Below are 17492 nucleotides of genomic sequence, written 5' to 3'. Positions count from 1 at the left end.
TTGGCCTCCTCACGAAACTGGTGGGACGATGTAACGGTGAATGATGCCGAAAACACCCCGTACGCGGAATCCACAGATTCCCAGCCCCTGCAAGAACGCGTCAACAACCGTTCGCAGCGGCCCACCTCCGATGCCTTCAAGGCATTCATGGCCAGCAACTGGGCGCCCGCACCGCAGGTAAACCCCGCTCGTGACGCCGTCGCAGACCACGCTGCCCGCCGCCGTCGTGCAATTTCCGAACTGTTCAAGGGCGAACGGCTCGTTATCCCGGCCGGTCCGCTCAAGGTCCGCTCAAACGACTGCGACTACCGCTTCCGCCCGCACTCCGGATTCGCCCATCTCACCGGATTGGGCCTGGACCACGAGCCGGATGCCGTTTTGATCCTGGAACCGGCAGGTGAAGGAAAGGGCGACGACGGCGGTCACCACACTGCGACGCTGTACTTCCGTCCCCTGGCGGGCCGCGATACCGAACAGTTCTACGCCGACTCCCGCGCCGGTGAATTCTGGATTGGCGCACGGCCCACACTGGCAGAATTCAAAGCCCGCCTGGCTCTGCCCACGGCGCACATTTCCGAACTTGAACTGGCCATCACCAAGAACGTGGGCGCGCCGGAAATTGGCGGCATCTCCATACGCCTGGTCCGCAAGGTAGATGAGAACATCGACGCTTTGGTGGACACTGCCCGTTACAACACGGCCAAGGATCCTGAGAACCTTGACTTGGGCGAGCTGGATGCTTTGGACGAAAAGCTTAGTGAAGCACTCTCCGAACTCCGCCTGATCAAGGACGAGTGGGAGATCGAGCAGATGAAGATCGCCGTCGCCGCCACGGTGGAAGGCTTCGCCGACGTCGTGCGGGCCCTCCCGCGTGCTTTGACGCACAAGCGCGGCGAACGCGTGGTTGAAGGCGCTTTCTTCGCCCGTGCCCGCGAGGAAGGCAACGAACTCGGCTACGACACCATCGCGGCGTCAGGCAACAACGCCACAGTGTTGCACTGGACCCGCAACTCGGGCGCCGTCAACGCTGGTGAACTCCTGCTGCTTGACGCAGGAGTGGAGGCTGATTCGCTGTACACAGCGGATGTCACGCGGACCTTGCCGGCAAACGGCACTTTCACCGCGGTGCAGCGCAAGGTCTACGAAGCTGTCCTGGACGCCGCTGATGCGGGGTTCGCCGCCGCACGGCCGGGCGTGAAATTCCGGGACATCCACACAGCGGCCACCACGGTCCTTGCCGAGCGCCTCGCTGAATGGGGTCTGCTGCCTGTCTCTGTTGAGGAAGCCATCAGCCCCGAGGGACAGCAGCACCGCCGCTGGATGCCACACGGCACCAGCCATCACCTGGGCCTGGACGTACACGATTGCGCCCAGGCCAAGCGCGAGCTTTACCTTGATGGAATCCTCACGGAGGGCATGGTCTTCACGATCGAGCCCGGCCTGTACTTCAAGAACGAAGACCTGGCCATTCCTGCCGAATACCGTGGCATCGGCGTCCGCATTGAGGACGACATCCTCATGACCGCAGATGGTCCCGTGAACCTGAGCGCGGCATTGCCACGCAAGGCCGACGACGTCGAGTCCTGGATGGCCGGCATCTACCAGGAAGCTGCTGGCTAGCCGCCAGCAAAGGGACCCCGTCCCCTCCCAGGCAACAACAGCACACAGGAAAGGCCACGGGATGTATATCCGGTGGCCTTTCCTTTGTGCTTCTTATGACAGCTATTGCTTCTGGGAATCGTCGTTCCCAGGCCGCTGTTCCTCCTGCCGGGGGGCGTTCTGGCCCTCCGTGACCCGGACGCCGTACTGGGGGCGGCCATCGGGCAGGTCCGGATAGCGCACCGGTGATGGCGTCGGGTTCTGTACCGGCTGTGCAGCAGGAGCCTGCGCGCCGGAAGCATCCGACTCCGTGGCCTCCGGTCCGCGCTGGCCATAGGGATCGTTCCAGGTGGCAGGACGGTCAGGTGCCTGGCCGGGCTGCTGGAAGGGCGCGTTGGGCGGACTGTAATTTTGTGCTTGTCCGGTGGCAGCCTGGGCGGAATTCATGGGCAGTTGGTGGAGCAACCGGCGGGCTTCGTGGGCTGCCTCGATGGCAACAATGACATCGTAGTTGGTGGCGACCACCTGGCTTGTGGACGTGAAGTCGCGCTTGCCGCGCTGGGTGGCGTACGTCGCGATGCCGAACAGCATGAAGAAAGCTGCACCCATGAGCACGGAGGTGATGATGGAGAAAGTGCCGCCACCGGGCGTGAAGAAGGAGAGCATGACGCCGACGAAGAGGCCGAACCACATGCCGCTCAAAGCGCCGGACAAGGCAACGCGTGGGTAGCTCAGGCGGCCGGTTACGCGCTCCACCATTTTGAGGTCGTTGCCCACGATCGACACCAACTGGACGGGGAACTGCTGGTCCGCGAGGTAGTCCACCGCCTTTTGGGCATCCAAATATGACGTGTACGAACCAACAGTGTCACCTTGGGGTACGCTGCGGGATTCCTCAACGGCTTTGGGAGCACCAAAAATGTTAGACATAGCCCCATTGTGTCGCATGTAGATGTGAAGCGGCTGGAATTCAGCTAAAAGAGAGCAGACTCGGTAGCCTGTAAACATGAGCACACATCCCTCACGCGTCTTTGTCGCGCGTCTGCTCGGCTTGGACGTTTTCGACCCCCTGGGCGATCGTTTAGGCCGGTTGCGCGACGTCGTCGTGCTCTCCCGGGGGGGCCGCGGAGCCCCGCATGTCGTGGGCATCGTGGTGGAAGTACCTGGCAAGAAGCGGGTCTTCGTACCCATGACCCGGATCACCTCCATCGACCAGACCCAGATCATCTGCACTGGATTGGTAAACCTGCGTCGTTTCGAGCAACGGGGTGCTGAGACCCTGGTGGTAGCGGAGATGTTTGATCGTCGCGTCACCCTTGCCGATGGCAGCGGAGATGCAACCATCGAGGACATCGCCATGGACCAGCACAGGTCCAAGGACTGGTTCGTCAGCAAGCTCTTCGTCCGTCGCGGGCATTCCTTGTCACCCCTGAGCAGGCTCCGCCGCAACGAAACCCTGATCATTGACTGGGCGGACGCGCAGACCGGCGGGCATAACGAGCCTCAGGCGGCCACACAGTTCGTTGCCACGCATGAGGACCTGAAACCTGCCGACTTCGCCGAAGCCCTGCAGGAGATGAGCGACAAGCGCCGCTTTGAAGTGGCAAGCGAACTTCAGGACGAGCGGTTGGCAGACGTCCTCCAGGAGCTTCCCGAGGACGACCAGGTGGAGATCCTCTCTGCGCTGGACGTGGAACGGGCCGCCGACGTCCTGGAGGAAATGGATCCCGACGACGCCGCCGACCTCCTCGCCGAACTGCCCTCCGCCCAAGCGGAAGAACTCCTGCAGCTCATGGAGCCCCAGGAAGCCGAAGACGTCCGGCGTCTTTTGGAGTACGACGAAGACACTGCAGGTGGCCTCATGACACCAGTGCCCGTCATCCTGCCTCCTGAAGCCACGGTGGCCGAAGCGCTGGCACACGTTCGCCGCGAAGAACTCTCCCCTGCCTTGGCGTCCTCCATCTTCATCGCGCGGCCGCCGCTGGAAACGCCCACCGGGCGCTTCCTTGGCGTCGTACATATACAACAACTCCTGCGCTTTCCTCCGCCGGAGCCGCTGGGAAACCTTGTTGACAAGAACCTTGAGCCGTTGTCGGACCAGGCCCACATCAGCGAAGTAGCCCGGACCCTGGCCACGTACAACCTGAACTCGCTGCCCGTCGTCGACGACGACGGCCGCCTTGTGGGGGCGGTGACTGTTGATGACGTGTTGGATCACCTGTTGCCCGATGACTGGCGCGCTCACGAGGACGACGCCCCTATAAGGAAACTTGGAGGCCGCATTGGCTGATATCAACGCCACCCGATCCCCCAGGTCCACTGGACGCACGAACAATCCCGGCAGCCTTGACACGCCACTAAGCGGGCGTCAACGCATACTGCCCAAGTTCTCCCCCAACCCCGATGCCTTCGGCAATGCCACCGAGGGCTTCGCCCGGTTCATGGGCACGCCGCAATTCCTCGTCTACATGACGATCTTCTGTCTCTTCTGGCTGGCATGGAATACGTTTGCGCCCACGGAGTGGCAGTTCGACCGCGTGGAGCTCGGCTTCACACTCCTGACGCTCATGTTGTCGCTCCAGGCCTCCTACGCGGCACCGCTTCTGCTCTTGGCCCAAAACCGCCAGGACGACCGGGACCGCGTATCGCTGCAGCAGGATCGCCAGCGCGCCGAGCGGAACCTGTCAGACACTGAATACTTGACCCGTGAACTGGCTTCCCTGCGAATCGCACTTCGTGAAGTAGCCACTCGTGACTACGTCCGCGCCGAGCTCCGCAGCCTGCTGGAAGACATCATCGATGCCCAGGAGGAACTGCGGGAGGGCGAAGCCGCAGCAGAGGGCAGCGAGTCTTCGGCCGACAAGGTCAAGGAGAAGCTCAAGGAGAAACGGGACAAGTCGCGTGGACCACGCACGCAGCAGATCCCCAAAGTACGCCCGCAACGTCCGGGGCCCCAGCACTCCAGCGCGAAGCCGGCCCCTACCGAAAATCCTGAAAGCCGAGCGTAACCCATGACCACCCCATCGGCCGAGGCACTTCACGCTGCCTTGGCAACCGTCATTGACCCCGAGTTGCGGCGTCCAATCACCGAACTTGGCATGGTGGAGTCGGTGTCGGCCAACGACGACGGCAACGTCCATGTAGCAGTGCTGCTCACGATCGCCGGTTGCCCGCTCCGCGACACCATTACGGCGGACGCGACCACTGCGTTGTCAGGCATTGCAGGCGTCACCGGTGTTGACGTGGAGCTGAAGGTCATGACCCCCGCCCAGCGCGAGGCCCTGAAGGAACAACTGCGCGGTCCCGGCGGTCAGCGGGGCATCCCTTTCGCCAAGCCCGGGTCCTTGACGAAGGTCTACGCAGTGGCCAGTGGAAAAGGCGGCGTGGGTAAGTCTTCGGTCACGGTCAACCTTGCCTGTGCCTTGGCCGCCCAGGGCCTGCGCGTGGGTATCGTGGACGCCGACGTGCACGGCTTCTCCGTCCCAGGGCTCATGGGCATCACGCAGAAACCGACGCAGGTGGATGACATGATCCTGCCTCCTGTGGCCTACGGGGTGAAGGTCATATCCATTGGCATGTTCGTTGCGGGAAACCAGCCCGTGGCGTGGCGTGGTCCCATGCTGCACCGCGCCTTGGAGCAGTTCCTCACGGACGTCTACTTCGGTGACCTCGATGCCCTTTTCCTGGACCTTCCGCCCGGAACAGGCGATATCGCAATATCCGTGGCCCAGCTCCTCCCGAACGCCGAAATCCTCGTGGTAACCACCCCGCAGGCTGCCGCTGCGGATGTCGCCGAACGCGCCGGAACCATCGCCACCCAAACCGGCCAGAAGGTTGCCGGCGTCATCGAGAACATGTCCTTCCTGGAAATGCCCGACGGCGGTCGCATGGAATTGTTCGGAAGTGGCGGCGGTGCCATCCTTGCTGAGCGTTTGAGTGCTGCCGTGGGCAGCGACGTGCCTCTTCTCGGCCAGATTCCCTTGGACATCCGGTTGCGTGAGGGCGGGGATGCCGGAAAGCCTGTAGTCCTTGGCGCGAGCGAAACTGCTGCTGCGAAAGCGTTGGAAGGCATTGCCGGGATGTTGGCAACGCGCCCGCGGGGACTATCCGGCATGCCCCTGGGAATCCAGCCGCGCTGAAGCCACTGGGTTTCGAAAAGGCCTTGGGAGGTTACGTAGCTTCGGTATCGAAAGGCGCGGCCTCGCCCTCGGCGAGGCGCTCAATAATGCGGGCCGGAGCCTTGGGCTTCGTGTCCACTGCTGCGGCCGCAACTGTCGCCGCCGCGGCAGGCGCCCCGGCGTTGACGGGTTTGGAATCGTCATCAAGCAACGCATCCTTGATGATGCGTCGCGGATCGTACTGGCGGGGATCGTACTTCTTCCAGTCGACCTCATCGATGTCGATGCCGACTTCTTCCTTGATCTGCTCGCGTGCGCCGGAGGCCATCCGGCGGACTTCCTTCACCAGGTTGGCGAGCTTTTGAGTGTATTCGGGCAAGCGGCTGGGACCGATGACGAGTACGCCGATAATCAGAAGGAGTATGAACTCCGGGCCGTTGATTCCAAACACGCTACGAAGATTACCTTGTCTGTGGTGCCGGTCATAAACCAGCGGGACGGAGCAGTGTCCGGAGGCCGCGGATCATCCGTTCGGACCACGTCTCGGAGGCGTGCGGAGCTTTCGTGCTGATCATGGAGTCGCCTGCACGAACCAACTCGGGAACGGCGTCGTCGGCTACATCAGCCGGCAGGTCCGATGAGTAGCTGAGGACTGCCGCGGAGGTCCGGTATACAGCCTCCCACGGCGTCCCCTGCGTGAGAGAGAGTTGCGCCGATGCCGGGCGTCCAGTGACGGCGATGTCTGAAGCCTGCAGGTGCTCTTCCACAACAGTGGCGTAATGGCCGTTGCTTTCCAGCCGGAGTTCCACCGCCGGGTGACCGTTGTGCATGGTGGCCTTGGCAGCAACGACGTGGAAGCCCATACCGCCAAGTTCAGGACATGCCCATCCCCGGTCCCGCAGGGCATCCAACTGCTCCGAGCTCAAATTCACGGGTGCGGTGGGGCGGAAGTCCGGCGTCGCCACGAATTCCGGCGTCACCATCAGCTCCGCGGGGCCGCCGGTGAATGCGCTGGAAAGGGACGAGGCGTGGTTGCCTGCACCGATGCCTGCTTGCGGCGCGGTATCTCCTGCCACCGCATATGCGGCAAGGCCCAGTGCACCTGCGCTGACCGTGAGAGTGCCCGCGGCCACGCCGGCGATCCGAACGGCCCGCCACGCACCACCCATGGTCGCACCACGCCCGGTCCGCCAATTTGCGACCGGCGGGGCCTGCTCATTCGCGAGGCGTTGTGTGTGCTGGAGCAAACGCGCCGTAAGGTCATGGCTGGCTTCGGGCACCGCCGCACCGCGAAGCCGTTCGAGATACTGCCGTTCCCTGTTCAGGGCAGCACGGCACTCCGGGCAATGCCGTAGGTGCTCAGGGTTCCGGGTGTGGCGCAGGGCAGCCAGTTTGTAACGTGCAGCCAGTTTGCGACGTGACAGGGCACCCGGACGGATGTGGCGTCGAGGCATCGACTACCTAAAGAATGCTGGCGATGCGAGGCATCTTCAGGCGGGGCTTGCGGGCGTCAGCCGGGCGGGGGTCACGGTGGGCCAGCTTCTCCCGCAGCATGGTGCGGCCACGGTGGATACGGGACCTGACGGTGCCCAGCTTCACGCCCAGCGCCTCCGCCACTTCGTCGTAAGACAATCCTTCAAGATCGCACAGAACAACGGCAGCCCTGAAATCCGGTGGCAATTCTTCCAACGCACGCTGAACATCAAGGTCCAGGTTGTTGTGCTCGAAGCTCTGCTCGGGGCCTGGCTCACGGCCCGGCAGGCGTGACTCGGCGTCCTCGGCAAGGGCGTCAAAGCGGATTCGGCTCTTACGACGTGCCTGGTCCAGGAAAAGGTTGGTGGTAATACGGTGCAGCCACCCGTCCAGGGTCCCCGGCTTGAAGTTTTCCAGCGAACGGAAAACCCTGACGAACACCTCCTGGGTGAGGTCCTCGGCGTCGAACTTATTTCCGGTCAGGCGGTAGGCAAGGCGGTATACCTTGGCGGAGTGGTTGGCGACCACGTCCTCCCAACTGGGCATAACCCAGTCCGTAACGGCCTCCAGGCTCTCCGATGTCTGGACTGGCGCAGCATGCGATGCCGGCATCGTCCACTCCCCTCAAACTGTGGTTCACCGTACTTGTCCGGTGCCGCCCACCACGTGGATGACCGGATCAATATCATCCCAAGTTTGTCTGGGAATTTCCTGACTAAGGCACAATTTCCACGCAAGGCGAAATCCTGCCGCAGACACAATCCCGGGACGGCTGCGAACACGGGGTTTGCAGCACCGGACACAGTAGGCTGGTAGAGACACCCCTACGCGCGGAAAGCGAACCCTTCATGAGTGCCGACAAGTCAACCAGCTGGTCCTATGCAGAAGATCTGCCTGCTGAGGATGACGTCTTGTTGCGCGCCCGGGAGAGGTCCTTCGAGCTGGGGGTTAAGCCCATCAGCCCCGGCGTTGGCGCGGTGTTGACCGTCCTTGCCGCCGCTTCAAAGGCACAGACAGTAGTTGAGGTTGGTTCAGGCGCAGGAGTCTCAGGTGTTTGTCTTTTGCGCGGTCTGGGTCCACAAGCCGTCCTGACCACCATCGACGTCGATGTCGAACACCTCAAGGCCGCCCGCGAAGCCTTCCTGGAGTCCGGCAGCCCCGCCAACCGCACGCGGACCATCTCCGGCAGGGCCGCCGACGTCCTCCCACGCCTCACGGACTCCGCCTACGACCTTGTCTTCATCGACGCCGACAAGCCGAACTTCCCCCGCTACGTTGAACAGGCTGTCCGGTTGCTCAAGACCGGAGGCACCCTGGTGATCAACGACGCCCTGGATAAGGACCGCGTCTCAAATCCAGCAGCCCGCGACTCCACCACTGTGGTTCTCCGGCAAGTTGGAAAATCCATTCGCGACGACGACCGCCTGGCCTCTGCGATGCTTCCCACCGGTGACGGACTTCTGGTGGCTGTCAAAAAATAGGCAATTGCCATTTAGCGGACATTCTTAAAGAACGGCACCGAAGAAAGACGCTACTGCTTAAACAAAAGCAGGGCTCCGGCTCTCGCCGGGCCCTGGTCTTTTGAATCCAGCCTGCCTATGAATCTATTCGGTAACGCCTACAAGGCATTCCTTGAGGTTCTCCGCCTCCGCGGCATTGAGCTCGACTACAAGCCGTCCTCCGCCTTCGAGCGGCACACGCATGATCAGGCTGCGTCCCTCTTTGGTTACTTCCATAGGGCCGTCGCCAGTACGTGGTTTCATAGCCGCCATTAGGAAAATCCCCTCCATTTGTCCCAAGTCACGCCCAACCCGGCCGGGCTGGATCCGCTTCGCAATTGCAGCCGGCGGCACCGCTTGGGAGGCCGCCTTGGCCGGGCACTTTTAGGTGCTTTTGTCCTTGCTCGTATTCCATTATCCCGTACTTACCCGTCCGTAGCGAATCAATGGACTAATTACCCCGACACGGAACAAAGACACTTCCCGACGGCGGACAGTCGGGTTATGGCGGATAGTCACCGCCTCCGGGCAATGGCGCCCACGCCCAAAGCCACACCACCCAGACGATCTGGAGGAGGACAAACATGACGACGACGGTTCCCCTGTACGCCTTGGACTTGGACAGCAGCGCTGCCCCGAGGGCCAGCGGGAAAAGCGGAAGGAGCATCCGGAAAGTACTGGTTTGAGGATGCAGGAACACCAGCAAATAGCCCATGTAGCAGGCGCACCAAAGCCGCATTTCCGTTCCCAGTGCCCGGACAGGCTTTGAAACCATCAGCAGGACGAACAAGCCGACGAAAACGAAGGGCGCAAGCACGCCAAGAACCGGACCGAACAGCATCCTTCCGGTATCGAACCACGGTTTGAAGGGCACCAGGTCATGTCCGCGCCAGGCAGTTTCCGTACGCGTGTAGGCGCTGGGATCCCCCGTGACTGCCCAAGCGATGGCGGGCCATGCCAGGGCTCCGAGTCCGGTGGCGAGCACCAAGGCCCCCAGGGACAGCAGTTCCGGCGTGGACGAAGACTTGGCCTGCGGCTCCTCATGCGGGCTTGCGGGCCTGAAACGCTGCCAGAGCCGCCAAACCAGGAGGAGGCCCAGCATGGCAGCGAAGGGGACTCCTGTGGGTCTGGACAAACACATCAACAGCACCACCGGTATGGCTGTCAGGTAGCGTCGCCGGACCACAAGGAGCAGTGAGCCGGACAACAGCATGAGGTTCAAGGATTCTGCATAGGGCACCTGGAGAATTGGCGACACCGGGAAGGTGGACACGAAGATGACGCCCCACATCGCGGTGCGCCGGCTGGCCGCTTCCCTGAACAGTTTGAAGATCACCAAGGCAGCACCGAGGCCAGCAACCATGGCTATGGCGGTGAGGGACTGCAGAGTGCCCAGGCCCGTAATGGCAGAGAGTCCTCGTCCCAGGAACGGGAACAAGGCATAAAACGCCCAGGCGTTCTCCTTGACTACCCCGTTGGCATCCACCGGGAGCACGGAGGGGTAGCCGTTGTCCACAGCCTGCGCGTACCAACGCCCGTCCCAGATGGTGATGAAGTTCCAGTAGTCCGGCGTGGGAGGGAACCATGGATTCACTCCCTGATGCACGGCAGCCGCCATGAAGATGCAGGCACTGACCACCCGGGCCACTACAAAAACCAAGGAAACCTGCAGCCACCACGGCCAATGTGCCATCCGGGCCCCCGCGGCGGAGATACCCCGCGAAAGGCGCGCAGTGGGTCCCTCCCCGCCAAAGCGGGCAGGTGCACGTGTGCTCACTGTGTGGTCCGCTTGGCGTCGCCATCCTCAAGCTTTGATTGGACCAACAGACTGAGTCTTTCGATTTCACGGTCCTTGGCTACCAGTTGGCCCCGTAGCTCATCAAGGACCTGGTCCACCTGGTCCATGCGGTAACCGCGGAGGCCCAGTGCAAAGCGCACGGCGTCGACGTCTGTGGCTGCAGCCTTCTCCGGGAGCAGCACCGGAGGCAAGTTGGGCAGGGAGTCATCCAGGCCAGCTCCCACGGAGCCGCCACGGATGATGCCGGCCCCAAAATACAAAGCGGCACCAATCAGGACAATCGCGACAAACACCAGGAAAAAGCTCACAGCCACCATCGTGCCAGAAACAGCCGCCTACTCCGGGCGCTGGTTTCCATTGGTGGTGGCGGGAAGCGGGGCACCGTGCAACACGCGGTGGACGGCATCGGCAGGGTCATCCACCAGCTGGATCAGGTCCAGGTCCTTTTCGGACACCATCCCTTCAGCAACCAAAGTGTCCCGGATCCACTCGATCATTGGACCCCAGAAACGAACACCCAACAGCACGATCGGGAACGATGTCACCTTGCGTGTCTGTACCAGGACCATTGCCTCGAAGAGCTCATCCAAGGTTCCAAGTCCGCCGGGCAAGACGACGAAGCCCTGGGCGTATTTCACGAACATGGTCTTGCGGGCGAAGAAGTACCGGAAGTTGATGCCCAGGTCCACCCATTGGTTCAGGCCCTGCTCGAACGGCAACTCAATGCCCAGCCCGACAGATACGCCATTGCCCTCCACAGCACCCTTGTTGGCGGCTTCCATGGAGCCCGGACCGCCGCCGGTGATCACTGCGACTCCGGCTTCGGCGAGCTTGCGCCCTACATCCACTGCCATCTCGTAGTACTCGGTTCCCGGTTTGGTACGGGCTGAACCGAAAACACTGACTGCCGGACCAATATCGGCCAATGCCCCAAAGCCCTCAACGAATTCGCTCTGAATCCTCAGGACGCGCCAGGGATCGGTGTGGATGAACTGCCCGGCACCGCTCGTGTCCAGCAAATGCTGATCGGACATTCCCTTGTCCGCCTGTTTGCGCCGCAGTTCCAAAGGGCCCTTGTGCTTGGCCGGTGCAATCTCCGAAGGCAGGGGCACGTGGACGCCCGCGACGTGGCCATTCGCGTCCGGGCTGGGAATCGGGTGCTGGCTAATGCTCATTGCCCAAGGCTAGCGCGGATGAATGCAAGCGAAGACGCTACGACGCGGTTCTTGCATTGCAGTCTGGTATATCGCTGGAGGGCAGGTTTCTGTTCAGTCACGATCTGGAGGAACTTGCCGTGACCGTGGTCATAATTGTGTCTTTGTTCGCTAGATTCGTCCTATGACTACTCAAGTGTCCGGCGATGCGCTCGTCTCCCTGAACAGCGTCAACAAACACTACGGTCAATTGCACGTCCTCAAAGACATCAACCTCCAGGTTCGGAAGGGTGAAGTCGTCGTGGTCATCGGGCCGTCCGGCTCCGGAAAGTCCACGTTGTGCCGTGCCATCAACCGTTTGGAAACGATCGACGACGGCGACATCGCGATCGACGGGAAGAAGCTCCCGGAAGAAGGCAAGGAACTCGCCCACCTGCGTGCCGACGTCGGAATGGTCTTCCAGTCCTTCAACCTGTTCGCCCACAAGACGATCCTTGAGAACGTCACGCTGGGACCGATCAAGGTGAAGGGCGTTGCCAAAGGCACGGCGGAAAGGGAGGCCATGGCCCTCCTGGAACGTGTCGGCGTCGGCCACCAGGCTCCCAAGCTCCCCGCGCAGCTCTCCGGTGGCCAGCAACAGCGTGTGGCCATTGCCCGCGCGCTTGCCATGAAGCCGAAGGTGATGCTGTTCGACGAGCCCACCTCGGCCCTGGACCCCGAAATGATCAACGAGGTCCTGGACGTCATGATCCAGCTGGCAAAAGAAGGCATGACCATGATCGTGGTCACCCACGAGATGGGCTTTGCCCGCAAGGCAGCCGACCGCGTCGTGTTCATGGCCGATGGCCAGATCGTGGAAGATTCAACACCCGAGGAATTCTTCACCAATCCGCAGAGCAACCGCGCCAAGGACTTCCTGTCCAAGCTTCTGACCCACTAGCTCCCTGCTGACCCGCATCCAGGCCCGCACGGACCGCACCCAGGCCGTACGCCGGCCAACCAATGAAAGGAATGTCATGAAGAAGGCTTTTATTACCCGGAGGAAATCTCTCCTGGTGGCCGCTTCGGCTGCACTGGCCCTCTCGCTGAGCGCCTGTGGTGGAGGCAGTGGCACCACCACTCCGCCTGTTGCCTCGGCGAGCTTCGAGGCCGGTACCACGATGGCGAAGTTGAACCAGGCCAAGAAGATCACCATTGGTACCAAGTTTGACCAGCCGCTGTTCGGCCAGAAGGGCCTGGACGGCAAGCCTGTCGGCTTCGACGTCGAAATCGGCAAGGCCATCGCCGCCAAGCTCGGCATTGAACCTGACAAGATCGAATGGGTGGAAACTGTTTCCGCCAACCGTGAACCGTTCATCGAGCAGGGCCGCGTTGACATCGTCATTGCCACCTACACGATCAACGATGCCCGCAAGCAGAAGGTCGCATTCGCAGGTCCGTACTACGAAGCCGGCCAGGCCCTGTTGGTGAACAAGGACGACAACTCCATCACCAAACCCGAGGACGTCAAGGGCAAGAAGGTCTGCTCTGTTACGGGTTCCACCCCGGCTAAGACCATCGTCGAAAAGTACGGTGCCGAACTGGTCCCGGCCGCAAACTACACCGCTTGCCTTGAGCCGTTGCGCAACAAGCAGGTTGTCGCCGTCACCACGGACAACGTGATCCTCGCTGGCTACGTTGACAAGGAACCGGAGGCCTTCAAGCTCGCATCGGACCAAACGTTCACCAAAGAGCCGTACGGCATCGGCCTGAAGAAGGATGACACGGTCTTCCGCAACTGGATCAATGACCAGTTGGAGGGATTCGCCAAGGACGGCACGTACAAGAAGGCTTGGGAAGCAACAGCAGGAAAGGTCATCAAGACCGCTCCTGAGCTGCCCAAGATCGACCGCTACTAGTCGGAAGCCGGTGGCTGCCGCCCTCCCCTTGGGGAAGGGCGGCAGCCACCGACCTTGAGGACTCCCTACCTTTTCGCAGCAGCCGAAGGAAGCCAATGGACGCCATCTTCGAAAGCCTCCCCCAATATTGGGACGGATTTCTCCGAACCCTGTTTCTAGCCGTCGCATCCGGCGTAATCGCACTGACAGCAGGTACTCTCCTCGCCGCAATGCGTGTCTCGCCCGTGGCAGCCTTACGGGGCTTCAGCACGTTCTATGTTGAAGTCGCCAGAAACACCCCACTCACAATCATTTTCTTTTTCTCAGCAATCGTGCTTCCCCGGCTCGGCGTCAAGTTCGAACAATTTGAAGTGGCCGCCATCATCGCGTTGAGCAGTTACACGGCAGCATTTGTTGCCGAAGCCGTTCGATCCGGCGTCAACAGCGTCCCGGTGGGGCAAGCCGAGGCAGCCCGCAGTATCGGCATGACGTTCACGCAGGTTTTGGGCCTGGTGGTCCTGCCACAGGCTGTTCGGACGGTCATACCCCCATTGATCAACATCATGATTGCCTTGGTCAAGAACTCATCCGTCGCGGGTGCCTTCTTTGTCCTGGAGCTCTTCGGCTATGGCCTGCAGCTGTCAAACAGCCATGGTGACGCGGTCATGTGGATCTTGATTGGTGTTGCATTCTTCTACCTGCTGATCACCGTGCCCCTGGGCTTGTTGGCCCACTTCGTCGAGAAAAAGGTGGCGATTGCCCGATGACTTCGGTTCTCTATGACGTACCAGGCCCCAAGGCCCGCCGCGTTTCCCTCATTGGTTCAGTTGTCGGGTCCATCATCATTGCCGGTGGCGTGGTGGGAGCCATTGTCATCCTGTCTTCGCAGGGCATATTCAACGCCTCCCGTTGGGAAGTCTTTGTTAACGAATCTGCCAAGGACGTTTGGACGCAGCTCGGCTATGGCGTTCTTGCCACCCTGCAGGCTGCCGGCGTCGCAGCCGTCATTGCTTTTCCCCTGGGGGTGGCACTGTGCCTACTCCGTATTTCCCTGATCTCCTGGATTCGCGTTCCCACACAGGTGGTGCTTGAGTTCCTCCGCGGCATGCCGGTGGTGCTCATGATCCTCTTCGTGCTCCTGGTGTTTGCTACGGCCCCCTTCACTGCTGTGGTCAGTGGCTTGGTCCTCTACAACGCAGCGATCTTCGCCGAAATTCTGAGGGCAGGTATTCAGTCACTTCCCAAGGGACAACGCGAAGCCGGTTTGGCCATTGGCCTTCGCAGCTTCCAGTCCAGGATGAGCATCGAGTTTCCCCAGGCAATCCGCCGCATGCTCCCGTCACTCATTGCACAGTTGGTCGTTCTCCTTAAGGACACCTCGCTTGGCTACATCGTGGCCTACGAGGAACTGCTGCGTAAGGTGAAGCTGATCTCAGATCTGGAACCCAGCCTGTTGTTCTCCGCTTTCTTCGTTGGCGCCGCGATCTACATCCTGATCAACTTGTCGGTTTCCCGGCTTGCGATCTGGATCGAAAGGCGAGGCTCCAAGAAGGCCGCAGGCGGCATGGCTTCGGCCATCAAGACCGTCGACCTCGAAGTCAACGTCCCTGGACCTGAAACGAAGTAGTACCGGGAACATTCCTTTAGTCATGAAAGAAGGTCCGCAGCCGTTCATTCGGCTGCGGACCTTCTCTTTTGTGCTTTTAGAGTGCTTTTAGGCTTTAGCGAACCAGCCACGTCCGGAGAGCACGAAGACACTCACGGATGGCATCGGCGTCGACGTGTTCATTGTCCTTGTGCGCCAGCAACGGATCTCCGGGTCCGAAATTCACTGCCGGGATGCCTAGCTCGCTGAAACGCGCGACGTCGGTCCAACCGTATTTGGGCTTGGGTTCCGCGCCGACTGCGGCCACGAAAGACGCAGCTGCAGGGTGGTTCAGTCCGGGCCGGGCGCCGGCAGCAGCGTCCGTGCGAACGACGTCGAATCCCTCCAGAAGCTCCCGCACGTGGGCCTCCGCCTGGTCCGGGGTCTTGTCCGGAGCGAAGCGGTAGTTGATCTCTACCACGCAGCGGTCCGGGATGACGTTGCCGGCAGTGCCGCCATTGATCCTGACCGCATTGAGGCTCTCCCGATAATCGAGGCCGTCCACGTTGATCGTCCGGGGCTCGTACGCTGCGAGGCGGGCGAGGATTGGTGCCGCCGCGTGGATCGCGTTGCTGCCCATCCACGCGCGGGCTGAGTGGGCCGCCTCACCGATGGTGGTCGCTTCGAACCGGCTGGTTCCATTGCAGCCCCCTTCAACTGTGCCGTGTGTGGGCTCAAGAAGAATGGCGAAGTCCCCCAGGAGCAGGTCACCATGGTTGCGGACCAGCCTGCCCAGGCCGCTCTTGACGGCCTCCACTTCCTCGTGGTCGTAGAAGACAAAGGTGACATCCTTGTCCGGCTCGCTGCCGTTGTCGAACAGGGTCGCCGCGAGTGCGAGCTGCACGGCAACGCCGCCCTTCATGTCGGTAGTCCCCCGGCCATAAAGCACTCCCTCCCCGGGGATGCCTGATTCCCACGTTGCCGGAACGGTGCCCAGCGAGCCTTCCACGGTGGGCAGCGGAACAGTGTCCAGGTGTCCGGCGAGGATGACGCGCTCGGCGCGGCCAAGTTCAGTGCGGGCAATGATGGCGTCGCCGTCGCGCACCACGGTGTATTCGGGGATGGCGCGCAGGGCGGCCTCGACGAGATCGGCAAGCGGGGTCTCGTTGCCGGAGACACTGTTGATATCGATGAGCGCGGCTGTCAGCAAGGCGACGTCCTGGCGCAGGTCCAGTAGGGCGGGGGCAGGGTTAAGGGTCACCACTCCACCTTAACTCCCCGGGCAGCTGTGTTTCGGGCAACAAATGCGACCTATCCGGGGTGAGACGGGTTTCAGCCGTGCCACGGGCGATCGATACACTGGGGCCATGACTGAAACTGTTTCCTCTGCTGTGCCCGCAAACCACCGATCAGCCTACGGATTCGGCCTCGCCACCATCGCAACCTCGCCTTCCGGGGAAGCAACCGTGCTGGATGTCTGGTACCCGGCACCGGCCCTGGGTGTAGCCGCTGAAACCCTTCGCGACGTTGACAATGCCGATCCCGCGCTCACTGCCCTGGCTGACGACGGCAAAGACGCCGATCGCGGCACGGAACAAAAAGTGGTCTTTGCACAGATCGATCTCGACGCCGCGCCGGCCGACACCGCCGATGCTTACCTGCGTCTTCACCTCCTTTCGCACCGCTTGGTCAAGCCCAACAGCATCAATCTGGATGGCGTCTTCGGCAAGCTCCCCAACGTCGTATGGACCAACTTCGGTCCAGCCGCCGTCGAAGGTTTTGAAATGACGCGTGCGCGCCTGCGTAAGCGCGGCAACGTGGTGGTTTACGGCGTGGACAAGTTCCCGCGCATGGTTGACTACGTGGTTCCCACAGGTGTGCGGATCGCCGACGCCGACCGCGTCCGCTTGGGTGCGCACCTGGCCGAGGGCACCACGGTGATGCATGAAGGCTTCGTGAACTTCAACGCCGGAACCCTCGGCACGTCCATGGTGGAAGGCCGCATCTCCGCTGGAGTGGTGGCCGGTGACGGCACGGACGTTGGCGGCGGTGCCTCCATCATGGGTACGCTCTCCGGCGGCGGCAAGGAAAAGATTGCCTTGGGCGAGCGGGTACTGCTTGGTGCAAACTCCGGCGTCGGCATCAGCATCGGCGACGATTCGGTGGTGGAAGCCGGCCTCTACGTCACCGCCGGCACCCGCGTCCGTGTCCCTGGTCCCAAGGACGAGAACGGCGAAGACACCAGCAAGATCATCAAGGCCGTCGAGCTTTCCGGTGTTCCCAACCTGCTGTTCCGCCGCAACTCCACCACCGGTGGCGTGGAAGTCCTGCCCCGCAAGGGCCAGACCGTGGAGTTGAACGAGGCACTCCACGCCAACTAGCAGAAGAC

The 17492-nt window shown here is 61.8% G+C and carries 19 protein-coding genes; 10 read left to right on the top strand and 9 right to left on the bottom strand.

The window, feature by feature from the left end:
- The first annotated feature begins 36 nt into the window (after window positions 1–36).
- Window positions 37–1620, top strand: a complete 1584-nt coding sequence (locus AC1DD7_RS10750; protein WP_477514954.1) for an aminopeptidase P family protein — start codon at window positions 37–39, stop codon at window positions 1618–1620.
- A 102-nt stretch (window positions 1621–1722) separates the two neighbouring features.
- Here AC1DD7_RS10750 and AC1DD7_RS10745 read toward each other — a convergent pair whose 3' ends face one another.
- Window positions 1723–2529 (bottom strand): YflT domain-containing protein, encoded by an 807-nt coding sequence (locus AC1DD7_RS10745; protein WP_477514953.1) that lies wholly within the window; start codon window positions 2527–2529, stop codon window positions 1723–1725.
- A gap of 76 nt (window positions 2530–2605) precedes the next feature.
- Here AC1DD7_RS10745 and AC1DD7_RS10740 point away from each other — a divergent pair, with 76 nt between their 5' ends.
- The 3 genes from AC1DD7_RS10740 to AC1DD7_RS10730 are packed head-to-tail and all read left to right on the top strand — an operon-like array spanning window position 2606 to window position 5738.
- Window positions 2606–3889 carry a magnesium transporter MgtE N-terminal domain-containing protein gene (locus tag AC1DD7_RS10740; protein ID WP_477514952.1) on the top strand — a complete coding sequence of 428 codons (1284 nt, stop codon included), beginning with the start codon at window positions 2606–2608 and terminating at the stop codon, window positions 3887–3889.
- Window positions 3870–4607: a DUF1003 domain-containing protein gene (locus AC1DD7_RS10735; RefSeq protein ID WP_477514951.1), complete on the top strand. Its 738-nt coding sequence runs from the start codon at window positions 3870–3872 to the stop codon at window positions 4605–4607. The genes AC1DD7_RS10740 and AC1DD7_RS10735 overlap by 20 nt, the downstream gene beginning before the upstream one ends.
- A gap of 3 nt (window positions 4608–4610) precedes the next feature.
- Window positions 4611–5738, top strand: coding sequence for an Mrp/NBP35 family ATP-binding protein (locus AC1DD7_RS10730; protein ID WP_477514950.1), 1128 nt, complete (start codon window positions 4611–4613; stop codon window positions 5736–5738).
- 31 nt (window positions 5739–5769) lie between these two features.
- On the opposite strand, the gene AC1DD7_RS10725 is transcribed toward AC1DD7_RS10730, so the two are convergent.
- Genes AC1DD7_RS10725 through sigE form a run of 3 tightly spaced genes read right to left on the bottom strand, consistent with a single transcriptional unit; the run spans window position 5770 to window position 7802 of the window.
- Window positions 5770–6168 carry a twin-arginine translocase TatA/TatE family subunit gene (locus AC1DD7_RS10725; RefSeq protein ID WP_477514949.1) on the bottom strand — a complete coding sequence of 133 codons (399 nt, stop codon included), beginning with the start codon at window positions 6166–6168 and terminating at the stop codon, window positions 5770–5772.
- 31 nt (window positions 6169–6199) lie between these two features.
- Window positions 6200–7171 (bottom strand): hypothetical protein, encoded by a 972-nt coding sequence (locus tag AC1DD7_RS10720; protein ID WP_477514948.1) that lies wholly within the window; start codon window positions 7169–7171, stop codon window positions 6200–6202.
- Between the two features lie 7 nt (window positions 7172–7178).
- Window positions 7179–7802: an RNA polymerase sigma factor SigE gene (gene sigE / locus AC1DD7_RS10715; RefSeq protein ID WP_477514947.1), complete on the bottom strand. Its 624-nt coding sequence runs from the start codon at window positions 7800–7802 to the stop codon at window positions 7179–7181.
- Between the two features lie 236 nt (window positions 7803–8038).
- On the opposite strand from sigE, the gene AC1DD7_RS10710 reads away from it, so the two are divergent.
- Entirely contained in the window at window positions 8039–8671 is a 633-nt protein-coding gene (locus tag AC1DD7_RS10710) for an O-methyltransferase (RefSeq protein ID WP_223946472.1), read from the top strand.
- A 123-nt stretch (window positions 8672–8794) separates the two neighbouring features.
- Here AC1DD7_RS10710 and AC1DD7_RS10705 read toward each other — a convergent pair whose 3' ends face one another.
- From AC1DD7_RS10705 to AC1DD7_RS10690, 4 genes are all read right to left on the bottom strand, one after another.
- Entirely contained in the window at window positions 8795–8962 is a 168-nt protein-coding gene (locus tag AC1DD7_RS10705) for a DUF3117 domain-containing protein (RefSeq protein ID WP_064721643.1), read from the bottom strand.
- 229 nt (window positions 8963–9191) lie between these two features.
- The gene (locus AC1DD7_RS10700) at window positions 9192–10382 is read right to left on the bottom strand and encodes a hypothetical protein (protein WP_477515173.1); all 1191 of its coding nucleotides are present in this window, start codon (window positions 10380–10382) and stop codon (window positions 9192–9194) included.
- 80 nt (window positions 10383–10462) lie between these two features.
- Window positions 10463–10804, bottom strand: a complete 342-nt coding sequence (locus AC1DD7_RS10695; protein ID WP_477514946.1) for a DivIVA domain-containing protein — start codon at window positions 10802–10804, stop codon at window positions 10463–10465.
- 18 nt (window positions 10805–10822) lie between these two features.
- The gene (locus AC1DD7_RS10690; protein WP_431115818.1) at window positions 10823–11662 is read right to left on the bottom strand and encodes an LOG family protein; all 840 of its coding nucleotides are present in this window, start codon (window positions 11660–11662) and stop codon (window positions 10823–10825) included.
- Window positions 11663–11825: 163 nt separating this feature from the next.
- On the opposite strand from AC1DD7_RS10690, the gene AC1DD7_RS10685 reads away from it, so the two are divergent.
- The 4 genes from AC1DD7_RS10685 (at window position 11826) to AC1DD7_RS10670 (ending at window position 15145) form a co-directional block, all read left to right on the top strand.
- Complete coding sequence (locus AC1DD7_RS10685) at window positions 11826–12581, top strand: amino acid ABC transporter ATP-binding protein (protein ID WP_216924118.1); 756 nt, start codon at window positions 11826–11828, stop codon at window positions 12579–12581.
- Window positions 12582–12657: 76 nt separating this feature from the next.
- Window positions 12658–13539 (top strand): glutamate ABC transporter substrate-binding protein, encoded by an 882-nt coding sequence (locus AC1DD7_RS10680; RefSeq protein WP_431115819.1) that lies wholly within the window; start codon window positions 12658–12660, stop codon window positions 13537–13539.
- 95 nt (window positions 13540–13634) lie between these two features.
- Window positions 13635–14285: an amino acid ABC transporter permease gene (locus AC1DD7_RS10675; RefSeq protein ID WP_477514945.1), complete on the top strand. Its 651-nt coding sequence runs from the start codon at window positions 13635–13637 to the stop codon at window positions 14283–14285.
- Window positions 14282–15145 (top strand): amino acid ABC transporter permease, encoded by an 864-nt coding sequence (locus tag AC1DD7_RS10670; RefSeq protein ID WP_477514944.1) that lies wholly within the window; start codon window positions 14282–14284, stop codon window positions 15143–15145. The genes AC1DD7_RS10675 and AC1DD7_RS10670 overlap by 4 nt, the downstream gene beginning before the upstream one ends.
- 94 nt (window positions 15146–15239) lie before the next feature.
- Here the strand turns inward: AC1DD7_RS10670 and dapE are convergent, their stop codons facing one another.
- The gene (gene dapE / locus AC1DD7_RS10665; protein WP_477514943.1) at window positions 15240–16364 is read right to left on the bottom strand and encodes a succinyl-diaminopimelate desuccinylase; all 1125 of its coding nucleotides are present in this window, start codon (window positions 16362–16364) and stop codon (window positions 15240–15242) included.
- A gap of 106 nt (window positions 16365–16470) precedes the next feature.
- Between dapE and dapD the strand changes: the two genes are divergently transcribed.
- Complete coding sequence (gene dapD, locus AC1DD7_RS10660; RefSeq protein WP_477514942.1) at window positions 16471–17484, top strand: 2,3,4,5-tetrahydropyridine-2,6-dicarboxylate N-succinyltransferase; 1014 nt, start codon at window positions 16471–16473, stop codon at window positions 17482–17484.
- Window positions 17485–17492 lie beyond the last annotated feature (8 nt).

This window comes from Paenarthrobacter sp. 10L412, from assembly GCF_056395565.1.
This window is presented reverse-complemented; position numbering and strand designations above follow the sequence as displayed.

What these genes read in the sequence shown, in the direction of transcription:
- AC1DD7_RS10745 (WP_477514953.1), bottom strand. Translation starts at nt 2,529, where the DNA reads ATGTCTAACATTTTTGGTGCTCCCAAAGCCGTTGAGGAATCCCGCAGC.
- AC1DD7_RS10740 (WP_477514952.1), top strand. Translation starts at nt 2,606, where the DNA reads ATGAGCACACATCCCTCACGCGTCTTTGTCGCGCGTCTGCTCGGCTTG.
- AC1DD7_RS10730 (WP_477514950.1), top strand. Translation starts at nt 4,611, where the DNA reads ATGACCACCCCATCGGCCGAGGCACTTCACGCTGCCTTGGCAACCGTC.
- AC1DD7_RS10720 (WP_477514948.1), bottom strand. Translation starts at nt 7,171, where the DNA reads ATGCCTCGACGCCACATCCGTCCGGGTGCCCTGTCACGTCGCAAACTG.
- sigE (WP_477514947.1), bottom strand. Translation starts at nt 7,802, where the DNA reads ATGCCGGCATCGCATGCTGCGCCAGTCCAGACATCGGAGAGCCTGGAG.
- AC1DD7_RS10710 (WP_223946472.1), top strand. Translation starts at nt 8,039, where the DNA reads ATGAGTGCCGACAAGTCAACCAGCTGGTCCTATGCAGAAGATCTGCCT.
- AC1DD7_RS10705 (WP_064721643.1), bottom strand. Translation starts at nt 8,962, where the DNA reads ATGGCGGCTATGAAACCACGTACTGGCGACGGCCCTATGGAAGTAACC.
- AC1DD7_RS10700 (WP_477515173.1), bottom strand. Translation starts at nt 10,382, where the DNA reads ATGGCACATTGGCCGTGGTGGCTGCAGGTTTCCTTGGTTTTTGTAGTG.
- AC1DD7_RS10695 (WP_477514946.1), bottom strand. Translation starts at nt 10,804, where the DNA reads ATGGTGGCTGTGAGCTTTTTCCTGGTGTTTGTCGCGATTGTCCTGATT.
- AC1DD7_RS10690 (WP_431115818.1), bottom strand. Translation starts at nt 11,662, where the DNA reads ATGAGCATTAGCCAGCACCCGATTCCCAGCCCGGACGCGAATGGCCAC.
- AC1DD7_RS10685 (WP_216924118.1), top strand. Translation starts at nt 11,826, where the DNA reads ATGACTACTCAAGTGTCCGGCGATGCGCTCGTCTCCCTGAACAGCGTC.
- AC1DD7_RS10680 (WP_431115819.1), top strand. Translation starts at nt 12,658, where the DNA reads ATGAAGAAGGCTTTTATTACCCGGAGGAAATCTCTCCTGGTGGCCGCT.
- AC1DD7_RS10675 (WP_477514945.1), top strand. Translation starts at nt 13,635, where the DNA reads ATGGACGCCATCTTCGAAAGCCTCCCCCAATATTGGGACGGATTTCTC.
- AC1DD7_RS10670 (WP_477514944.1), top strand. Translation starts at nt 14,282, where the DNA reads ATGACTTCGGTTCTCTATGACGTACCAGGCCCCAAGGCCCGCCGCGTT.
- dapD (WP_477514942.1), top strand. Translation starts at nt 16,471, where the DNA reads ATGACTGAAACTGTTTCCTCTGCTGTGCCCGCAAACCACCGATCAGCC.